This window comes from Streptomyces sp. TRM68416 (assembly GCF_014596915.1).
In the GTDB taxonomy this organism is placed as follows: Bacteria; Actinomycetota; Actinomycetes; order Streptomycetales; family Streptomycetaceae; genus Streptomyces.
Map to the genome: position 1 here is coordinate 1 of NZ_JACVWU010000018.1, position 19,516 is coordinate 19,516.

17 protein-coding genes and 1 pseudogene are annotated in these 19,516 nt (G+C 73.6%); 9 read left to right on the forward strand and 9 right to left on the reverse strand.

Annotation, left to right across the window (positions count from 1 at the left end):
• The first annotated feature begins 1,416 nt into the window (after window positions 1-1,416).
• Window positions 1,417-3,510 (forward strand): PhoX family protein, encoded by a 2,094-nt coding sequence (locus ICC28_RS26375; RefSeq protein WP_188291212.1) that lies wholly within the window; start codon window positions 1,417-1,419, stop codon window positions 3,508-3,510.
• Window positions 3,511-3,601: 91 nt separating this feature from the next.
• On the opposite strand, the pseudogene ICC28_RS26380 reads toward ICC28_RS26375, so the two are convergent.
• Both ICC28_RS26380 and ICC28_RS26385 read right to left on the reverse strand, forming a co-directional pair.
• Window positions 3,602-4,601, reverse strand: a pseudogene (locus ICC28_RS26380) (endonuclease/exonuclease/phosphatase family protein).
• A 51-nt stretch (window positions 4,602-4,652) separates the two neighbouring features.
• Complete coding sequence (locus ICC28_RS26385) at window positions 4,653-5,501, reverse strand: hypothetical protein (RefSeq protein ID WP_188291368.1); 849 nt, start codon at window positions 5,499-5,501, stop codon at window positions 4,653-4,655.
• A gap of 167 nt (window positions 5,502-5,668) precedes the next feature.
• Between ICC28_RS26385 and ICC28_RS26390 the strand changes: the two genes are divergently transcribed.
• A complete protein-coding gene (locus ICC28_RS26390) occupies window positions 5,669-6,241 on the forward strand; it encodes an SH3 domain-containing protein (RefSeq protein WP_188291213.1) in 573 nt (190 codons plus the stop codon).
• A 75-nt stretch (window positions 6,242-6,316) separates the two neighbouring features.
• Here the strand turns inward: ICC28_RS26390 and ICC28_RS26395 are convergent, their stop codons facing one another.
• Complete coding sequence (locus tag ICC28_RS26395) at window positions 6,317-6,760, reverse strand: hypothetical protein (protein ID WP_188291214.1); 444 nt, start codon at window positions 6,758-6,760, stop codon at window positions 6,317-6,319.
• Window positions 6,761-7,202: 442 nt separating this feature from the next.
• Here ICC28_RS26395 and ICC28_RS26400 point away from each other — a divergent pair, with 442 nt between their 5' ends.
• Window positions 7,203-8,369 carry a PP2C family protein-serine/threonine phosphatase gene (locus ICC28_RS26400; protein ID WP_188291215.1) on the forward strand — a complete coding sequence of 389 codons (1,167 nt, stop codon included), beginning with the start codon at window positions 7,203-7,205 and terminating at the stop codon, window positions 8,367-8,369.
• Between the two features lie 89 nt (window positions 8,370-8,458).
• Window positions 8,459-9,520 (forward strand): hypothetical protein, encoded by a 1,062-nt coding sequence (locus tag ICC28_RS26405; protein WP_188291216.1) that lies wholly within the window; start codon window positions 8,459-8,461, stop codon window positions 9,518-9,520.
• Here the strand turns inward: ICC28_RS26405 and ICC28_RS26410 are convergent.
• From ICC28_RS26410 to ICC28_RS26425, 4 genes are all read right to left on the reverse strand, one after another.
• The gene (locus ICC28_RS26410; protein WP_188291217.1) at window positions 9,510-10,745 is read right to left on the reverse strand and encodes an amidohydrolase; all 1,236 of its coding nucleotides are present in this window, start codon (window positions 10,743-10,745) and stop codon (window positions 9,510-9,512) included. The genes ICC28_RS26405 and ICC28_RS26410 overlap by 11 nt on opposite strands.
• Window positions 10,746-10,865: 120 nt before the next feature.
• Window positions 10,866-11,651: an ABC transporter permease gene (locus tag ICC28_RS26415; protein WP_188291218.1), complete on the reverse strand. Its 786-nt coding sequence runs from the start codon at window positions 11,649-11,651 to the stop codon at window positions 10,866-10,868.
• A complete protein-coding gene (locus ICC28_RS26420) occupies window positions 11,648-12,595 on the reverse strand; it encodes an ATP-binding cassette domain-containing protein (protein ID WP_188291219.1) in 948 nt (315 codons plus the stop codon). The genes ICC28_RS26415 and ICC28_RS26420 overlap by 4 nt, the downstream gene beginning before the upstream one ends.
• A 31-nt stretch (window positions 12,596-12,626) precedes the next feature.
• Window positions 12,627-13,298, reverse strand: coding sequence for a DUF4097 family beta strand repeat-containing protein (locus ICC28_RS26425; RefSeq protein WP_188291220.1), 672 nt, complete (start codon window positions 13,296-13,298; stop codon window positions 12,627-12,629).
• A gap of 231 nt (window positions 13,299-13,529) precedes the next feature.
• On the opposite strand from ICC28_RS26425, the gene ICC28_RS26430 reads away from it, so the two are divergent.
• Window positions 13,530-14,264 (forward strand): GbsR/MarR family transcriptional regulator, encoded by a 735-nt coding sequence (locus tag ICC28_RS26430; RefSeq protein ID WP_188291221.1) that lies wholly within the window; start codon window positions 13,530-13,532, stop codon window positions 14,262-14,264.
• 13 nt (window positions 14,265-14,277) lie between these two features.
• On the opposite strand, the gene ICC28_RS26435 is transcribed toward ICC28_RS26430, so the two are convergent.
• Complete coding sequence (locus ICC28_RS26435) at window positions 14,278-14,439, reverse strand: hypothetical protein (protein ID WP_188291222.1); 162 nt, start codon at window positions 14,437-14,439, stop codon at window positions 14,278-14,280.
• Window positions 14,440-14,562: 123 nt separating this feature from the next.
• On the opposite strand from ICC28_RS26435, the gene ICC28_RS26440 reads away from it, so the two are divergent.
• From ICC28_RS26440 to ICC28_RS26455, 4 genes are all read left to right on the forward strand, one after another.
• Window positions 14,563-15,906: a helix-turn-helix domain-containing protein gene (locus ICC28_RS26440; protein WP_188291223.1), complete on the forward strand. Its 1,344-nt coding sequence runs from the start codon at window positions 14,563-14,565 to the stop codon at window positions 15,904-15,906.
• Window positions 15,907-16,001: 95 nt separating this feature from the next.
• On the forward strand, window positions 16,002-17,003 hold the full coding sequence (locus ICC28_RS26445) for a permease (RefSeq protein ID WP_188291224.1): 1,002 nt from the start codon (window positions 16,002-16,004) through the stop codon (window positions 17,001-17,003).
• A complete protein-coding gene (locus ICC28_RS26450; RefSeq protein ID WP_188291225.1) occupies window positions 17,000-17,722 on the forward strand; it encodes a TIGR03943 family putative permease subunit in 723 nt (240 codons plus the stop codon). The genes ICC28_RS26445 and ICC28_RS26450 overlap by 4 nt, the downstream gene beginning before the upstream one ends.
• Before the next feature lie 189 nt (window positions 17,723-17,911).
• Window positions 17,912-18,619 carry a GAF and ANTAR domain-containing protein gene (locus tag ICC28_RS26455; protein WP_411158631.1) on the forward strand — a complete coding sequence of 236 codons (708 nt, stop codon included), beginning with the start codon at window positions 17,912-17,914 and terminating at the stop codon, window positions 18,617-18,619.
• Window positions 18,620-18,635: 16 nt separating this feature from the next.
• Here the strand turns inward: ICC28_RS26455 and ICC28_RS26460 are convergent, their stop codons facing one another.
• Window positions 18,636-19,418: a hypothetical protein gene (locus tag ICC28_RS26460; protein ID WP_188291226.1), complete on the reverse strand. Its 783-nt coding sequence runs from the start codon at window positions 19,416-19,418 to the stop codon at window positions 18,636-18,638.
• Between the last annotated feature and the right edge of the window lie 98 nt (window positions 19,419-19,516).

Consider the following 19,516-nt stretch of genomic DNA (forward strand, 5'->3'; position numbering starts at 1 on the left):
GGGGGGGGGGGGGGGGGGGGGGGGCGTTGGGGGGGGGGGGGGGGGGGGGGGGGGGGGCCTTGGGGGGGGGGGGGGGGGGGGGGGGGGGGGCGGCCTCGGCTTCGCCTTCGGCCTTGTTGTTCCCACCCGCACCACCCGTGCTGCTTTCGTCGTCGGCTGCGGGTGGCCCCTGTGGGGCTTCCTCGCCGTCGGCGGCTGCGGCTGCGGGTACGGGGGCGGGGGCGGTGGGTGCGGGCTCGGGGGTGGCCTCGGCTGCCGCCTTCGGTTCGTCGACGTCCGTCGGCTCCGGCTTGGGCGCAGCTCCCGTGCTGGGCTTGGCTTCCGCCGTGGGTTCGGCTTCCCGTGTGGGTTCGGTCGCGGCCGCAGCTTCGGTCTCGACCGTCGGCTCCGGCTCGGCGGTAGCCGCCGTCTCGGATTCTGCTTCTGCCTTCGGCTCGGCCGACGTCGTGGGTTCGGCCTCGGCCTTCGGCGCGGCCACCGCCTTCGGCTCTGCCTCTGCCTCGGCCTCCGCCTCTGCCTCGGCCGTGGGCTCGGCTGCGGCCTCCGGCTCGGGCTCAGCCGTGGGCTTTACCTCTGCCTCGGCCTCTGCCTCTGCCTCTGCCTCGGCCTCCGCCTCTGCCTCGGCCGTGGGCTCGGCTGCGGCCTCTGCCTCGGCCTCTGCCTCCGCCTCGGCCTCTGCCTCCGCCTCGGCCTCGGCCTTCGCCTCCGCGGCGGGCTCTGCCTCTGCCTTGGCCTCCGTCGTGGGCTCGGCCTCCGCCGCAGGCTTTACCTCTGCCCCGGCCCCAACCCCGGCCTCTGCCCTGGCCTCCGTCGTCGCCTCGGCCTCCGCCGTAGGCTCCGCCTCCGCAGGCTCGGGCTCAGCCGTGGGCTTCGCCTCCGCATCCGCCTCCGTGGTCTCGCTCGGTGGAAGGGTTTGCTTGGGGACTGTGACGTTGTTGAAGGCTGCGGCGACCAGGTCGTGTTCGGAGGGGGTCGGGGGTTCCGCGGGGCGGGGGTCCGGGACCTGGGTCGAGGGGGTGGGGTCCGGGGAAGGGGACGGGACCGTGGGGTCCGGGGAAGGGGACGGGACCGTGGGGTCCGGTGTGGGCGAAGGGGTTTCCGTCGCACCCTCTGCTTCGGCCGTGCGCCCCTTTCGGGAGCGGCCGAACGCGTTCCGCAGGAGAGTGAGAATGCCCATGTGCGCAACCCTTCGCATGAGTTGTAGCCCGTCAATCCCTGGCCAGGACGGACACGTAAGGTTAGCCGCCCTGGTCGGTGATCTTGGGCAGGGGCGGGCATCGCGTGGCCCGCGGTGGCAACTGCCGTACATCCACCTTTGGTTCACCCGTCGTTCACCGCCAGGCCCCGCTCCCGCACATACGTGCTCCTAGCGTCCGATGCGCTGGATCCAAGGGGAAGCAAGGGGAAAGAACAAACATGCGCATTCCGCTGCCGCTGATCAGAACGTCGTCCGGGTCGCACGAGGGCGGCCGCTCCGCCCTCACCTGCCGGTTCCGCTGTGGTGACGCCTGTTTCCACGAGGTGCCCAACACCACCGCCAATCCTTACGTCGGCGATGTCATCGCCGGCGCCCTCAGCCGCCGTTCGATGATGCGGGCCGCCGCCGTCGTGACGGTCGCGACCGCTGCCGGTACGGCCGGTGCCGCGGCCGGGGCCCCGTCGGCGCAGGCCGCCGAGGCGGCGACGTACAAGCCGGGCAAGCCGGGCAATCCGGGCAAGCCGGGTGCCGGCAGTGGTGCGCGCGGTCTGCGCTTCCAGCCCGTCGCGCCCAACACCACCGACGCCGTGACCGTGCCCGAGGGCTACGGCCAGAACGTCGTCATCCGCTGGGGCGAGCCCATCCTGCGCGGCGCCCCCGCCTTCGACCCCGAGAACCAGACCGCGAAGGCGCAGGCCGGCCAGTTCGGCTACAACTGCGACTTCCTCGCGCTGCTCCCGTCCGGCGAGCGCGGCCGGCAGCTCCTCGTCGCGAACCACGAGTACACCGACGAGGTCCTGATGTTCCGCGACTACGACGCGGACAACCCCACCCGTGAGCAGGTCGAGATCGCCTGGGCCGCGCACGGCCTCGCTGTCGTCGTGGTCGAGGAGGACCGGAAGACCGGCAAGCTCACGGCCGTCAACCGGCACCACCTCAACCGTCGCATCACCGCCACCAGCGAGTTCCGGGTCACCGGCCCGGCCGCCGGTTCGGACCTGCTGAAGACCTCCGCCGACCCGTCCGGCACCAAGGTCCTCGGCACGCTGAACAACTGCTCCGGCGGCACCACCCCCTGGGGCACCACGCTGCACGGCGAGGAGAACTTCAACCAGTACTTCGCCAACGGCACCCGCGCCACCGACAAGCGCTACGGCCTGCCGGCCACCGGCTCCGAGCGCAAGTGGGAGCGTTTCGACAAGCGTTTCGACGTCGCCCAGGAGCCCAACGAGCCGCACCGCTTCGGCTACGTCGTCGAGCTCGACCCGCACGACCCGACCTCGACGCCGCGCAAGCACTCGCTGCTCGGCCGCTTCAAGCACGAGGGCGCGACCGTGCGGCTGACGGGCGACGGCCGCCCGGTCGTCTACTCCGGTGACGACGAGCGGTTCGACTACTTCTACAAGTTCGTCGGCAGCAAGCGGATGAAGAAGGGCTCCTCGCGCGCCGTCCGCGAGTACAACATGTCCCTCCTCGACGAGGGCACCCTCTACGTCGCCAAGCTCACCGGTGACTCCCCGGCGATCGAGATCGACGGCACCGGCAAGCTGCCCAGCGACGGCGAGTTCGACGGCAGTGGCGAGTGGGTTCCGCTGGTCACCGCCACCGCGAAGGGCGCCGTCTCGCACGTGGCCGGGATGACCGCCGAGGAGGTCTGCGTGTTCACGCGCCTCGCCGGTGACAAGGTCGGCGCGACCAAGATGGACCGGCCCGAGGACATCGAGCCCAACCCGCGCACCGGCAAGGTGTACGTCGCCCTCACCAACAACTCCCGTCGCGGTACGGCCGGCAACCCCGGTGTCGACGAGGCCAACCCGCGCATCGGCAACAAGCACGGGCAGATCCTGGAGCTCACCGAGCGCTGGAACCGGGCCGACGCGACGAAGTTCGCCTGGAGCCTGTTCCTGGTCGCCGGTGACCCGAACGACCCGGCGACCTACTTCGCGGGCTTCCCGAAGGACAAGGTCAGCCCGATCTCCTGCCCGGACAACGTGGCCTTCGACTCGTACGGCAACCTGTGGATCTCCACGGACGGCAACCAGCTCGGCTCGCACGACGGCCTGTTCGGTGTGGCTACCCGAGGGCCGCGGCGCGGTGAGCTGAAGCAGTTCCTCACGGTGCCGACCGGCGCGGAGACCTGTGGCCCGATCATCCAGGACCGCCGTGTGCTGGTCGCCGTGCAGCACCCGGGCGAGGTGGACGGCGCGGACGTCGCCAACCCCGCCAGCACCTGGCCCGACGGGCCGGGCACGTACGTCCGTCCGGCCGTCGTCTCCGTCTGGCGCAAGGACGGGTGCAACATCGGCGCCTGAGCGCTCCGCTGGAGTACGGCGACGGACCGTCAGCCGTCCGCGGCACCGCCGTGGCCGGTCGCGCAGTTCCCCGCACGCCCGCCCGGCCCGCTCAGGTTCCGTGCAGCGTGAGGTCCACCAGGAGCGCCCGGTGGTCGGTGCCGGCGAGGTCGAGGAAGCGGGCGGTCCGCGCGGAGAACTCCTCGGACACCAGCACGTGGTCGATCTGCGTGCCGAGCACCCGCGCGGTGCGGGCCGGCCAGGTCGGCGTGCGGGCGGCGCCGGTCAGCCGGGCCGCGTCGCGCAGACCCGCGTCGAGGACGCGGCGGAAGGCGGCGTGGTCCTGGGAGGCTCCCCCACTGCCTAAAGGGCGTGGGAGGTACCCCCAAGTCGCCGGCGAGGACGGTCGGCGTTCCCTCGTCGGCGGCGGCGAAGTCGCGCAGGGCGCCCAGCTCCCGGCGCCAGACGCCGACCTGACCGGGCAGCGGCGGCATGGGGTGCGCGAGCTGGAGCCGTACGGGGTGGCCGTCGACGTCGGCCACGGCGCCGGGCATGGCCGGCGTGCCGGGGACGCCGTCGGCGGGCCGGAGCGGGAAGCGGCTGAGGATCGCCGACCCCTCGGGGCCGCCCGCCGTCCGTGCCGCGCGGTGCGGGTAGTCGGCGCCGAGTTCCTTCCGCAGGCGGGCGGCGCAGACGTACTCGCACTCCGGTACGAACACCACGTGCGGTCTCTCGCGGCGGACGGCGGCGACGAGTTCGTCGGTGGCCTGGCCGAACTCGACGTTCGCGGTCAGCACCCGGAAGGAGGCGACGGCGGGCCCCTCGGGGGTGCCGGTGGTGCCGTACGGCTCGATGAACCAGGCCAGCAGCCCGAGCAATGCCACGCCCCACACCGTGCCGGACCACCACCGTGCGAACGCCGCGCACGCCAGCCCGAGACCGGCGGGCACCAGCAGCCACGGCAGGAACGCCAGCAACTGCGGTACGGGGGTGATCGCGTCGGTGTCGGCGACGCGGCAGCCGACGATCACGCTCACGCCCGCGAGGAGCAGCGCGGCGGACCAGCCGGACCAGCCGAGGAACCGCCGCCGGTCTGCTGCCGCCGTGTCCAACTCGTCGCTCCTCCTTCGCGCGCTTGCCCGTTCCTTCTTCGCGCGCCCTTGTCAAAGACGGGAGGGCGGTGGCGAAGGTTGCTGGTGGCGGTTGAGCAGCCAGGTGGTGAGGGCGACGGTCAGGCCGAGGGCGACCAGGGTCCAGGAGACCGTGCGCAGGGTGGTGGTGAGGGCGTCGTAGACGGCGCCCGCGGCGGGGCGGTGGATCTCCTCGGGCAGGTCGGTGAGGGTGAGGCGGCGGCCGACGGCGACGGCGAGGCCGAGGAAGGCGCCGCCGAGGGCCGTGCCCAGGGCGGTCGCCGTGACCGCGCGGCGGCGGCAGGTGGCCACGGCGATGCCGGTGACGCCGAGGACGGCGGCGGTGACGGGCAGCCAGAAACCGGCGACCTCCAGCAGGTGGAAGCCCGTGCGGAGCCCGGTGAGGTCGCCGGGCGGCAGGACGGCGACCTCGGCGTGCTCGACCGGGATGCGGTGGGCCAACGGCACGTTGTCGTACGCGAGTTGGGTCCTGACCTCGGCGGCGACGGGGGCGAGGTCGACCGTCACCGTGCTCGCGGAGTCGTCCCGTACCGCGCGCAGGACGGCGTCGTGGAGGGCCCGGTTGCCCGCGTCCCAGGCCGTGCGGAAGGCGTCGGTGCGGGTGAAGGAGCGCACGGCGTCGTGGACGAGGGGGCGGAGGGGCGGACCGATGTCCGCCTCGTGCACGATCCCGGCGCCGACCGTGTCCGCGACCGCGTCCCGTACGTCCGGGTCGGCGGCGAGCGGGGCCATCGCGGTGACGTACCGGCCGGTGTCGGCCAGCCCGTACGCCGCCCAGGCCGCCAGGGCGCCGAAGGGCAGCAGCAGGCAGGACAGGGCGATCAGGGCGGCCGAGACGGCGTTGCGCAGGCGGGAGGGCACGGTCACGGTTCCAGGCAAGTCGGCGGGGGCGGGGCCCGCCAGCGCTGCACGGCCGTATGGCCGTACGGGCGCGTCCCGGCACTCCTTGGCGGAACTGGGGATTCCGCTCTCCGGTGGAGGGTTCACCCGAACGGGTGTTTCCTGGTGCTGGGGAAAGGAGGCCGATCATGCGCACCACTCCGGCACTGCGGACCCTGGCCGTGGCCCTGCTCAGCTGCGGCTGTGTGGTCACCGCGGCAGCGGGTACAGCCGCGGCGGCCCCGCCCACGTACGCCGACGGAACCGGTGGCGGCGGTGGCGGCGGTGGCGGTCACGGCAGTCACGGCGGTCCGATCTGGGGGACTGTCGTCTCCCACACCAAGCTGAATCTCAGGCAGGCGCCCACCACGCACTCGCCCGTCGTGGGATGGCTGTCCCCGGGCAGCCAGGACCGGGTGGACTGCAAGGTCCGCGGGCAGAGCGTCAACGGCAATCCGTACTGGTACTGGCTCGTGGGCGCCGGGGCGTGGGCCAGCGCGGCGTTCGTGGACACCGGAGGGCACGGGCACGGGCACCGGGTGCCGACCTGCTCCGATCCGTGCCCGGAATGGAAGAACGGCTCCTGGAGCAACTGGGAGGACCCGTACTGGAACGACTCCTGGAGTGCCTCCGGGTCCGGTTCGTGGAGCGCGTCCGGTTCGTGGAGCTGGAGCGCGTCCGGATCGTCGTCCAGTGTCTGGAGCCTGCTGGGCGGCTGGTGAGGGGAAGGTGAGGGAGCGCGTGGGCCCCGGCGGGCGTTGTTGCCGGGGCCCACGCGTGTCGTCGGCCGACGGACGTCAGTGGGGCAGGGGGTGTCCCTCGGCGTCCTCGTGGGTGTAGTAGCGGTAGAACAGCACGGCGAAGACGCCCGCCGCGACCGCCAGGGACATCGCCGTCGAGCGCAGCACGCTCGGCCCCGCCTGGCTGTACAGGAAGCCGAACGCGCAGCCCGCGAAGGCCGCCCACAGAGTGGCGTGCAGTTCGCGCTTCAGGCGGGGGGCCAGGGTGCGTACGGCGACGTAGGCGACGGCGAAGGCCAGTGCCGTGACGAAGCCGAACAGGACGTTCCAGCCGGTGATGGCGTCGCCGTCGCGGCGGTTGGCTGCCGCCCAGTAGCCGTAGACGAGACCCAGGACGACCGGGGTCGCCATTGCCGCGGCGCGGTGGGTGCGTGCGCTGAAGACGTCGGGTGTGCGGGGTGCCCTGCGGCGGGCGCCGGGTGCGGGTGCCGCGTGAGCCATGGGACCACTCCTCTCTCCTCGCCCCCGGTTCCAGGGCACACCCGGGGAGGGCGGCTGGCAAGTCCGAGCGGGTTTTCGCCCCCGCCGCCCCTACCCGTCCCGTCCCTGGGGGCTCCGCCCCCAGACCCCCGGACCTTTGCCCACCCACCACCCGACTCGGTGGGTCGAGAGGGGGGCGGGTGGGGCGAGAAGAGGGTGGGTGGGTGAGGGGCGGTGGGGGGTGGGGGGCGGTGTGTGGGGTGTGGGTCAAGGAGTGGGGGAAGGTTCGGGGGTGGGGGGGGACCTTTTCACCCACTGGAAACGGGTGGTGGGTGGGCACAGGGCGGGGGTCCAGGGGGCGGAGCCCCCTGGGCGGGGGCGGAGTAGCGGCAACCTCTGTAGGCGGCGGCGAGAAGCACCCGCTGACGTGCGCGGCAGCGCCCCGCGTGGTTCGCTGAGGCGCATGAGGGCCGGGAACGGTGCTGGTGGCGGACGGGGCCATGACGTCACCCGCCGGCACCAGCTGCTCCGCGTCCACGGCCGCAGCGTCGCCTGGGTCCCCCCGCTGCTGCTCCTCGCCGGCATCGCCGTGGCCGACTTCAACACCACCGGCGAGTTCCGCATCGTCTCCTGGATCGTGCTCGTCCCCGGCATCGCCGCCGCGATCTGCGGAGTCCGGGGCACGGCCCTGTTCGCCGTGCTCGCGCTCGTCACGTACGTCGGCGTGGACAGCGCCTGGCCGCACCAGTACCAGACCGGCCTGCCCGACTTCATCCTGGTCGCCGTCGGCGGCGTCCTCGCCACCCTCGCCTGCGCCGTCCGCGTACGCGGCGAGCGCCGCATGCTGCACATGCGGGACGTCGCCGAGACCATCCGCCGTACCATGCTGCGCCCCCTGCCCCCTGGCTGGGGCGGCCTCGACCACGCCGCCGCCTATCTCACCGCCGACGTCGAGGCCCGCGTCGGCGGCGACTTCTACGACATCCAGCCCGGCCCGCACGGCACCCGCGTCCTCGTCGGGGACGTCCAGGGAAAGGGCCTCGGCGCGGTCGAGACGGCCGCCGCGCTGCTCGGCACGTTCCGCGAGTGCGCGTACCACGAGCCGGACCTGGCCACCGTCGCCGACCGGCTGGAGACCCGCATGTCCCGGCACGCGGGCCATGTCGCCGCCCTGGGCCGCCCGGACGGCGACCGCTTCGCCACCGCCGTACTGCTGGGCTTCCCCGCGCATGCCCCCGGCACGGTGGAGTCGGTCGTCTTCGGCCACGAACCGCCCCTGGTGGTGGGCCCGGCGGGGGTACGGCCGCTGCCGCCCGGCGACGGACTCCCCCTCGGCCTCGCCGAACTCGCCGGCAACCCCGGCCCGCCGCCCGTCCACCGCTCCCGTATCGCCCCCGGCGAGACCGTCCTGCTGACCACGGACGGCGTGACCGAGGCCCGGGACGCCACGGGTACGTTCTTTCCTTTGGCCGACGAGGTCGCCCGTGCCCTCGCCACCGACCCCCGGCTCGCCGAACCTCGCCTCTTGGTCGCCTTCGTTCGCGACGGCACCCTGCGTCATTGCGGCGGTGTGCTGGCCGACGACACGACCGTGTTCGCGGTGCGGCCGGTCCGCGAACAGGCGGGGTGAAAGGGACGTTTGCACTCCCCGGTGCCCCTTTGCAGCAGCAGCCGTTACCGTGCTGACGTACGTGATCGACGGGGGATGGGGAGGGACCGATGCCCGGAACCGTGCTGCTGCTCGCCGCCTCACCGGCGGGCAAGGGCTGTCTGGTGGACGCCGCTTCCGTGCTTCCCGTCCTCGCGGCGGTGCCGCCCGCGGTGCTGGCCGGTACCGACACCGCGAACGTCGTGGAGCTGGCCGACCCGCTGGAACCGCAGGCCGTGCTGACCCGGCTGAGAGCGGCCGCGGCGGCCCCGGGACCGCTCACCGTGTTCGTCACCGGCCAGCTCCAACTCGACCGCCGCCAGCGGCAGGTGCACCTGGCGCTGGCCCGGACCACACCGGCCACCGTGCGCTACACGGGGTTCCCGTGGCACTGGGTCCGGGAGGAACTGCGGCTGCGGGCACCGGGCACCACGGCGCTGGTGGTCGACCTGCACGCGGACGCCGAGACATGGGAGCAGCTGCGGACCCGGCCACTGGACGCGGGCGACAACGTCGCCGTTCACGGACGTATCGCACCGCCGCCGAACCGTCGTACGGTCGCGGTGCCGTCGTACATGAAGGCGGTGGCGACGATCCTGCGCAGCGGACGGCGTCCCGCCCTGGCGGAGTTGCACCAGCAGGCGCTGGCCCGGCTGGGCCCCGAGGAGCAGGCGGGCCTCGTGCTCGGGGTGCCCGGGGCCGCCGTCGTCGACCCGCACTCCGCCATCACCACCGCCGTGCAGTCCGGCCGGCACGGCGACGCCGACGCCCTGGCCGCCCGGCACGAGCAGACGGCCGTACGGGTGCACGGGCCGGGCTCCCCGGAGGCCCTGCACTGGGCCGAGGTCCGCGCGGACCTCGCGATGTTCGCGGGGGACGCGGCCCGTAGCTGCCGTGCCTGGCTGGCCGTCGCCGGGGCCCGGCTGAGCGCGGGGCAGTCGCCGGAGGACCCCGCTGTCGAGTCCGCCGTCGACCGCGCCCACCACCAGTGGGGCCGCATCACGGACCCGGCCCGCGCCCGTGAACTCGGGCCCGCGCTCGCCGACCTGCGCGCCCGCGTCCCGGGCCGCCGGCAGGGCGCCCTCGACCACGTACAGCAACACCTTCACCGGCTGGAAGCGCTCAGCTCATGAACGCCAGCGCCCCCGACACCAGCGCCCGCACGCCCGGGGCCAGGGCGGCGAGGTCGGGCGCGAAGTGCGGGCTGTGGTTGCTGGGCACGGCCTCGGCCTTCTCCATCAGACCCGCGCCCGGCGCCGCGGCCCACACGTCGTCCGGTGTGGTCGTCACGAACCAGTAGGAGTACGGCGCCTTGCCGTCCGCGAGGTGGGAGAAGTCCTCGCTGCCCATCGCCGGGCCCGGGTCGAACACCGCGTCCGCGCCGAGTACTTCGCGGTGTACGGCGGCGACGCGGTGGTCGGTGTCGGCGTCGTTCACCGTCACCGGGTACGCGGCGCCGAGCCGCACCTCCGGCTCGCGCGGGCAGCCCGCGGCCAGGCACTCGCCCTCGGCGATCCGGCGGATCGAGGCGAGCATCCGGTCCCGGACCGCCTCGGAGTGCGTACGGAGGTTGAGGGAGATGCGGGCGGTGGCCGGGATGACGTTCGGTGCGGTGCCCGCCTCGATCCGGCCGACGGTCAGCACGGCCTGCTCCCGGGCCGCCAGCTCCCGGCTGACGACGGTCTGCAACCGGGTCACCAGGAACGCGGCCGTCACCACCGGGTCGACGGTCGTCTCCGGCCGCGAGCCGTGCCCGCCCCGCCCGTGCACCACGATCTCGACGTCGGTCGTGGCCGACAGGATCAGCCCCGGCACATGCGCGATCCGTCCCACCGGACCGGGCGCCGCATGCTGGCCCAGCAGCACGTCCGGGCGCGGGAAACGGTCGTAGAGCCCGTCCGCGACCATCGCCGCCGCGCCACCGCCGGACTCCTCCGCGGGCTGCCCGACCACCAGCAGCGTCCCGGCCCAGGCGTCCCGCCCCGCGGCCAGCGCCTGTGCCGCCCCCACCAGCCAGGTGACATGCAGATCGTGCCCGCAGGCATGCATCATCCCGGGGGTCTGCGAGGCGTACGGCAGCCCGGTCTGCTCGGTGACCGGCAGCGCGTCCATGTCGGCCCGCAGCAGTACGGTCGGCCCGTCCCCGTTGCGCAGCGCCCCGACCACCCCGGTTCCGCCGATCCCCTCGGCCGTCTCGTACCCGGCGTCCCGGAGCCGCCCGGCCAGCCGACCCGCCGTCCGGTGCTCCTGGAAGGCCGGCTCGGGGTGCCGGTGGAGATCGCGGTAGAGGTCCTCCAGCGCGTCCAGCGGCAGGCCGGCGGTGAGGTCCAGTGCGGTGCGGGCGGCAGCAGACGTCATGCCGGTCAGCGTGTCACCGGCACGTCCCCCTCACCACCCCACGCATACGAACGGGGCGGCGTACTCCGACGGTGTGTCGGGGTACGCCGCCCAGGGGTGGGACGTGCGCTGTCACGGCGGTTACTTCGGGTCGTCGTTGAACCTGGCGGTCGACCAGCGGTAGCCGAGGACGGTGAGGCCGAGGCACCAGGCGAGGGCGAGCCAGCCGTTGTGGCCGATCTCGGTGCCGAGGAGGAGGCCGCGGAGGGTTTCGATGGCGGGGGTGAAGGGCTGGTACTCGGCGATCGGCTGGAACCAGCCGGGCATGGCGTCGATGGGGACGAAGGCGCTGGAGATGAGCGGGAGGAAGATCAGGGGGAGGGCGTTGTTGCTGGCGGCTTCGGCGTTGGGGCTGATCAGGCCCATGCCGACGGCGATCCAGGTGAGGGCGAGGGCGAAGAGGGTGAGCAGGGCGAAGGCCGCGAGCCACTCCAGGGCAGTGGCGTCCGTGGAGCGGAAGCCGATGGCGAGGCCGACCGCGCCGACCAGGATCACGCTGGCCAGGGACTGGAGCACGCTGCCGACGACATGGCCGACCAGGACCGACGGGCGGTGGATGGCCATCGTGCGGAAGCGGGCGATGATGCCCTCGCTCATGTCGTTGGAGACGGAGACCGCGGTGCCGATCGTGGTGGAGCCGATGGTCATCAGCAGTAGGCCGGGAACGAGGTAGGCGATGTAGTCGGCGCGGTCCCCGCCGCCGATTCCGGCGCTCATGGTGTCGCCGAAGATGTAGACGAACAGCAGCAACAGCATGATCGGCGTGAGCAGGAGGTTGAGGGTGAGGGAGGGGTAGCGGCGGGCGTGCAGGAGGTTGCGGCGCAGCATCGTGTTCGAGTCGCGCAGGGCGAGGGCGAGGGTGCTCATCGGGCGTTCTCCTTGGACTGGCCGGCGGGGGCGGTGAGGGCGAAGAAGACGTCGTCGAGGTCGGGGGTGTGCACGGTCAGTTCGTCCGCCTCGATGCCGGCCGCGTCGAGCCGGTCCAGGACGGTCCGCAGCTCGCGCTGGCTGCCGCCGGAGGGGACGTGCACGGTCAGCGACTCGTCGTCGTGGGTGGCCTCGCACAGGGCGGAGGCGGCGTCGCGGTAGGTGTGCGGGTGGGTGAAGCGGAGGCGGACGTGGCCGCCGGGGATCCGGCGCTTCAGCTCCTCCGCGGTGCCCTCGGCGGCGATCCTGCCGTCGTTCAGCACGGCGATGCGGTCGGCGAGTTCGTCGGCCTCCTCCAGGTACTGGGTGGTGAGGAAGACGGTGACGCCGTCGGTGACCAGTTCGCGGATGATCTGCCACATGTTGTGGCGGGAGCGGGGGTCGAGGCCGGTGGTGGGTTCGTCGAGGAAGATGATCCGGGGGCTGCCGACCAGGGTCATGGCGATGTCCAGGCGGCGCTTCATGCCGCCGGAGTAGGTGGCGGCGGGCTTCTTCGCGGCGCCCACCAGGTCGAAGCGCTCCAGGAGTTCGGCGGCGACCCGGCGGCCCTCCTGCCGGGGCAGGTGGTGCAGGTCGGCCATGAGGAGCATGTTCTCCTCGCCGGTGATCAGGCCGTCGACCGCGGAGAACTGCCCCGTCACACCGATCGCGGCCCGCACCGCCTGCGGGTCGGTGGCCAGGTCGTGCCCGCCGACGCGGAGGGTGCCCGCGTCGGCGGAGACGAGCGTGGAGAGGATCTTGACCGCGGTGGTCTTGCCCGCGCCGTTCGGGCCGAGCAGGGAGAAGATCGTGCCTTCCGGGACGGCCAGGTCGATCCCGTCGAGGACGACTTTGTCGCCGTAGGACTTGCGCAGGTGGTTCGCCGCGATGGCCAGGTTGCTCATGAGGGCTGCTCCTTCGGGTCCTTCGGGGAAGTCAGAGGCTGCGGGCGGTGATGTCGCCGAGGGTGGTCGTGGCGTGGATGGTCAGGCCGGCGTCGGCGCCGTCGGTGTTCTTCAGGGCGTTGCTGATACGGCCGTAGCCGGTGCCGGCGTCGAGGGCGGCGGAGACACCGCGGGCGGCGCCGACCGTGATGTCGCCCTGCTGGGTGCTGAGCGCGACCGTGCCGTGCAGCGCCTCGGAGATCTGGATGTCGCCGCGCTGGGTGCTGATCTCGGCGGGGCCGTTCAGCCGACCGACCCGGACGTCGCCGTCGAGGGCGGAGAGGCGGGCGGCGGCGGCCTCGTCGAGCTTGACCGTGCCGAGTCCGCCCTCGAAGGAGACCTCGCCGAGCCGTCCGACCCCGCGGAGTTCGGCGCCGGCCGCCTTCGCCGTGACGTGGGACCCGGCGGGCAGCTGGACGGTCACCTCGACGGATCCCGAGGGGCCGAGGAGCTGGTGCTTGGCGGCCGGGCCGGCGATCCGCAGCACGCCGTCGGCGTAGGCGACCTCGGTCTGCTCGGCGGCCTTCACGTCACGGCTCCTGGCGGGGTCCGCGGGCCGGATCTCGACCGCGGTGTCTGTCCGGTCGGAGGCGATGACCTGGATGCGCCCGGCGGTGATGTCGACGACGGCGGCGATCGTGGCGGGGGTGTCGAACGTCTGCATCGTTCTCTCCTGGTGTGCTCGTTGGCGTTTCCGACATGGGAAAAGCTACGTTGCGTTCAGGAGTTGGGCAACAAGTTCGTTGCCTCTGAACCCAATAAATGCAGGTCAAGGCGTAGAATTCGTTGCAACGGCTTGAAATTTAACGCAACAACCGCCACTGTTCGCGTTGCAATGAACGGCGATTGAACGCTACGCTGGCCCCATCGACCACGCACGAACAGGGAGATCGCGATGCCGGGAGGCAGGCTCACCCAGCAGGAACGCCAGCAGATCGCCGCGGGACTGGCCGACGGCCTCGCCTACGCGGAGATCGCCAGGCGCCTCGAACGCCCCACCTCGACCGTCACCCGCGAGGTGATGCGCAACGGCGGCCCCACCGCCTACCGCGCCGACCTGGCCCACCGCGCCACCGAGCGCCGCGCCCACCGGCGCCGGCAGGCCACCCCCCGGGGCGCGGAGGCGCCGGCGCGGCCCGACGGGCGGGACGCCGAGGCGGTGCGCGAGTACGAGGAGGCGTTCACGACCCTCCTCATGCAGCAGGGCCTGCCCAAGATGCAGTCGCAGGTGCTGACCGCCCTGTTCACCACCGACGCGGGCAGCCTCACCGCGGCCGAGCTGGTGCGGCGCCTCCAGGTCAGCCCGGCGTCCGTCTCCAAGGCGATCTCGTTCCTGGAGACGCAGGGCCTCGTCGCCCGGGAGCGTGCCGAGGGCCGCCGTGAGCGCTACTTCGTCAACGAGGGCGTCTGGTACGACTCGATGCTCGCCGCCGCCCGCTCCAACGCCCAGCTCGCCGAGACCGCACGGCAGGGCGTCGGCGTCCTCGGCCCCGGCACCCCGGCCGCCGTCCGCCTGGAGAACATCGCCCGCTTCATGGACTTCGTCGGCGAGAGCATCACCCGCGCCGCGGAACAGGCCCGCGGCATCCTCTACTCCAAGCCCGGACCGGCCTCCGACGGCACCGACTGAGCGAGTGCTCGCGCTACCGTCCGCTCTCCGCGACATGGGCGGTGGCCGGGGCCGGCTGGGGGTCCGCGGCGCGCGCCGGGCCCGCGTTGGCGGCCAGGACCAGGGCCGCGACGGCCACTACGGCGGCGGCGACGCCTCGGACGTAACGCTCGGTGGTGCTGGTGCGTTCGAGCACGGCGACCTCGCAACAGCGGTATTGACGCGATGTATTAAGCGTTCCTCGTAATCAGACTTAATCCGCGGTTTAACCTAGGGGCTGTCGGAGTCGAACGGCAAGAGGTACCAGGGGAGTTGGGCGATGTCGGAGCGCGACGACCCGGTCACCATCGGGCGCAGGGTGCAGCAGTTGCGGGCCGAACGCGGACTGACCCAGAAGCAGTTGGCGGAACCGGCGTACACCCCCGCCTACATCTCCACCCTGGAGGCCGGCCGGGTGCGCCCCTCCGACGAGGCGCTGCGGCACATCGCCCAGCGGCTCGGCATCGCCTACGACGAGCTGACCACCGGACGCCCGGCCCGCCTCGCCACCGAGCTGCGGCTGCAACTGACCGGCGCCCAGCGCACCCTGGCCACCGGCGCGACCGAGGCGGCGGCCGAGGCGTTCGCGGCGGTGCTCGTGCAGGCGGAGGGACACCAGCTCGCCGAGGAGCGGGCCGCCGCCCTGCTCGGCCTCGGCGAGTGCGGCATCGACACCGGCGACCTGGACACCGCCCGCCACCACTTCGAACAGGCCGAGGAGGCCCTCGCCGGCGCCCCCCTGCCGGCCCGCGTCCCCGCCCTGCGCGGCCGCGCCGTCACCCACTACCTGGCCGGTGAACTCCGGTACGCCGTCTACTTGCTGGAGTCCACCCTCGACGAGCTGAACCGCGGCGGACTGCACGACCCCGACGCGCTGCTGCTGCTCTACGCCAGCGTCATTGGCCCCTACATGGACATGGGCGCCCACGCGCGCGCCGCCCAGGCCGCCGAGTTCGCCCTCGCCCTCGCCCCGCAGGCGGGCGACCCGGCGCTGGTGGCGCGGATGCACCGCTCGGTGGCCCGCACCCTGCTCGCCGAGGGCCGCATCGCCGAGGCCGACGCCTCCCTCGCCAAGGCCGCCGAGCTCTACCGGCACCTCCAGATCCGCACCGAGCTGGCCAACTGCCACTGGATGCGCGGCTACGTCTGCGCCCAGAACGGCGAACTGGAGCGCGCCGAGGCCGAGTTGCGGCAGGCGCGGGAGATGCTCTGCGCCAAGCGGGCCGCCCTCTACACCAGTCAGGTCGCCGTCGAGCTGGCCGACGTACTGCACCGCCGCGGCCGCTCCGCGGAGGCCGCCGCCCTGCTGCACGAGGTGCTCAGCGAGCTCAGCTCCGAACGCGGCGCCCTGCACGCGGCCGCCGCCCACCGCCTGCTCGGCATCATCGCCGAGGACGCCCGCGACACCGAGGCCGCCGAGGAGCACTACGTACGCGCCCTGAGCCTGCTGGAGCGCGCGGGCGCCGCCGGTGACCTGGCCGACCTGTGCCGGCTGCTGGGCGATCTGCTGCGCCGGACCGGCCGGGTCGAGGCGGCGCTGGACGCGTACCGGACGGGCCTCGGCCACCGTACGGCGCCCGGCACCACCACCCTCGGGCCCGCACCCGCGCAGCCGCCTCTGTGAGATCCCGGGCCGGGGCCGTGCCAGGACGGGTTAGCCTGCGCGGGAGCACCGGGGCGCCGGAGCATCGGAACGAGCGGGACAGGTACGGCAGGCACGTGGAGAACCAACGGACAGTGGCCGACGGCCTGCGCCTCGGCGTGCGCGTGCTGGTGCACACGATCGTCGGCGGCACCGCGCTGCTCGCCGTCGTCACGGTCGTGTCGGTGCTCGGGCCGATCGTGGCGCTCGATCTGTACACGCCGCCGGTCGCCGCCTGGTGGACGGTGTTCACCGCCATCGCCGTCCAGGGCGTGCCGTTCCTGCTGCTCGGCACGGTGGTGTCGGCGGCGATCGGCGCGTTCGTGCCCGAGCGGGTGTTCACCAAGGTGCTGCCGCGCAACCAGGCCCTCGCCGTCCCCGTCGCCGGGGCGGCCGGGGTGGTGCTGCCGGGCTGCGAGTGCGCGTCCGTGCCGGTCGCCGACAGCCTGATGCGGCGCGGCGTGGCCCCCGCGGCCGCGCTTGCGTTCCTGCTGTCCGCCCCCGCGATCAACCCGGTGGTGCTGGTCGCCACCTCCGTCGCCTTCCCCGGACAGCCGGAGATGGTGCTGGGCCGGCTGGTCGCCTCGCTGGCCGCCGCGGTGGTGATGGGCTGGCTGTGGGTCCGCTTCGGCCGCACGGAATGGCTGCGCCCGCGCCCCCGCCACGTCCCGCACACCGGAGGCCTGCGCGCCTTCTCCGCCGGTCTCCAGCACGACTTCCTGCACGCGGGCGGCTTCCTCGTGGTGGGTGCCGCGGCGGCGGCCACCTTCAACATCGCCGTACCGCGCTCGGTCCTCGACGTCTTCACCGACTCGCCCTGGCTGTCGGTGCTGCTGCTGGCGCTGCTCGCCGTCGTGCTGTGCGTGTGCAGCGAGGCGGACGCGTTCGTCGCGGCGTCCCTGTCCGGTTTCTCGCCGACCGCACGGCTGGCGTTCATGGTGGTCGGCCCGATGGTCGACCTGAAGCTGATCGCGTTGCAGGCGGGCACCTTCGGGCGGGCCTTCGCCGTCCGGTTCGCCTCGACGACCTTCGTGGTCGCGGTGGCCAGCAGCGCGCTCGTGGGGTGGTGGCTGCTGTGAGGCGGTACGGACCGGCCGCGCTGCTGGTGCTCACCGGCGGCGCCGTGCTGCGGATCTCCCTCTTCGGCGACCTGTACCTGCGGTACGTGCAGCCCGGCCTGCGCCCCTACCTGATCGTGTCGGGCGTGGCGCTGGTGCTGCTGGGCGCGGTGTCGGCGCTGACCCGACGGCACGGGGGCTACGAGGCCTACGAGGACGACGGCCACGGTCACCACCACGGCCCCGCCGGTCCGCGCGTCGCCTGGCTGCTCACCCTCCCCGCCCTCGCCCTGCTGCTGTTCCCGCCGCCCGCCCTCGGCTCCTACAGCGCCGAGCGGGAGGCGGCCGAGCGGTCGGCGCGGGGCATCGGCACCTTCCCGGCGCTGCCGTCCGCCGACCCGGTCGAGCTGACCCTCGGCGAGTACACCTCCCGGGCCGTCTACGACAGCGAACGGTCGCTGACCGGGCGCACGGTCCGGCTGACCGGCTTCGTCACCCACGACGACGAGGGCGCCTGGTACGTCACCCGGCTCCTCGTCGCCTGCTGCGCCGCCGACGCGACCACCAGCAAGGTCGAGGTCCGGGGGGCGGACGCCCCGCCGGACGACACGTGGATCACGGTCACCGGCACCTGGCGGCCCGAGGGCGAGCCGGGCAGCGACGAGGCGTGGCCGCCGGTCCTGGAGGCGACGACCGTGGAACGGGTCGACCAACCGGCGAACCCGTATGAGAAGCGGTAGTGCTGTTCTGGAAGTGCCGTGATGTGTTGTCGTTCGGCTGCGGGCCGGTGGGGGCTTGTCGCGCAGTTCCCCGCGCCCCTTCGGGGCGCTCAGCCTGCGGGCACGGCGGGTTTCGGCAGGTGGGCCTCGGGTAGTCGGGCGGAGTCACCGTTGAGGACCGCCCTGGAGGTGCGTGAGGAGGCGGTTGTCGTGCCGCCGAGCGACGCAGGACACGGCCGTGACCACCACGGTCGGCTGGGCCCGCGTGAGCTGCCGCGTCGGCTGTGCGCCGTCGCGTCCGAGCTGCTCCCGGTCGCCGGCGCCAGCGTCTCGCTGCACAGCGACGGCCTGCCGATGCAGCTGGGGGCGAGCAGCGCCCAGGCCGCGTACGTGACGGAGCTCCAGGCCACGCTGGGCGAGGGCCCGGCGCAGAGCGTCGCGCGGAGCGGCGAACCGGTCCTCGCCTGCGATCTGACGGCCGGCCCGGACGTCGCACGCTGGCCGGTCTTCGCCGAACTGGCCATGGAGGCCGGGGTGCGCGCCGCGTACTCGCTCCCGCTGGGCGACGACACGGTGTGCCTGGGCACGCTCGACCTCTACCGCGACACCCCCGGCGGCCTCACCCCCGGGCAACTGCGCACCGCCCGCGCCCTGGCCGCGTCCATGACCGTGGCCCTCACGGCGATCTCCCACGAGGCGGCGGAGACCTCCGAGCCGGAGCACGGCGGCTGGCTCGCCTCCCTCGCCGCCGAACACGACCGCCTCTACCAGGCCATCGGCATGCTCATGGCCCAGCTCGGCGTGGCCGCCGACGAGGCCCTGGCCCGCCTCCGCGCCCACGCCTTCGCCCACGGCCGCACGGCGACGGAGGTGGCAGGCGACGTGATCGGCCACCGCATACGCCTGGAACGCGAGTAACGCCCAGGTCGTGCTGTCACACCTCCGCCCGGCCCTGCTTGCGCACCTCCGCCAGGCGGGCGGCGCCCAGTTCGGTGGCGGTCCAGGTGGCGTCGGTGGGGAGGTCGGCGAGGCTGCCGTTGGTGAGGAGGATGGTGTCCTCGCCCACGCGGACGGCGGCAAGCTCGAGGGTGAGCGTGGGAGCGTCGTCCGTGGCGGCGGTCAGGGTGACGCGCAGGCCCTGGCGGGCGTCGCCGACCTCGGGGAGTTCCGCCTCGGTGACCTCGACCTCCTCCCGGGTGCCGGTGCCGGTCACCGCCGTGAACCGCCCGCACTTCTGCGGCAGCGTCCCCAGCCAGGCCAGCGTGCGGTCCACCTCCGCGGGCGGGTGGACGACGACCTGGTAGCGGATCTGCGCCTCGTCCCAGTCGTCGTCGAGGCCGGTCACCGCGCCCGTACGGGCGTCTCCGCCGAAGAACTCCTCCGCGTACAGGGAGTCCAGCAGCCGTCGGCAGTCGGGGTCGTCGGTGCTCGCCTTCAGCATGCCGTCCCGCCAGGTCGCGGCCCCCTGTGTCTCCGACCACGGCTCCCCCAGATCGGCCGCGGTGATCAGGGCCGCCCGCGCCTGCGCCTCGGTGAGCGCGGGGGCGGCCGTCGGGGACGGGGGAGCGCTGCTCGGCGTGGGCGTCGGTGACGCCACCGGAGACTTCACCGGCGCCGAGGCCTCCGGCCGCCCGCCCGCGGAACAGGCGGACGCGGTCAGCAGCGCGCCCAGCGCGAGGGCCGACGCGGTCAGGACGCGGGCCGGGGGAAGGGGCATCGGTGGGCCTCCTGGGGCAACCGTGATCGAAGTACGTGCTCCCAAGGCACCACCACCCGGTCCCACCCACCAGCGCGCCGGTCCGTCCGGGTGAGGGA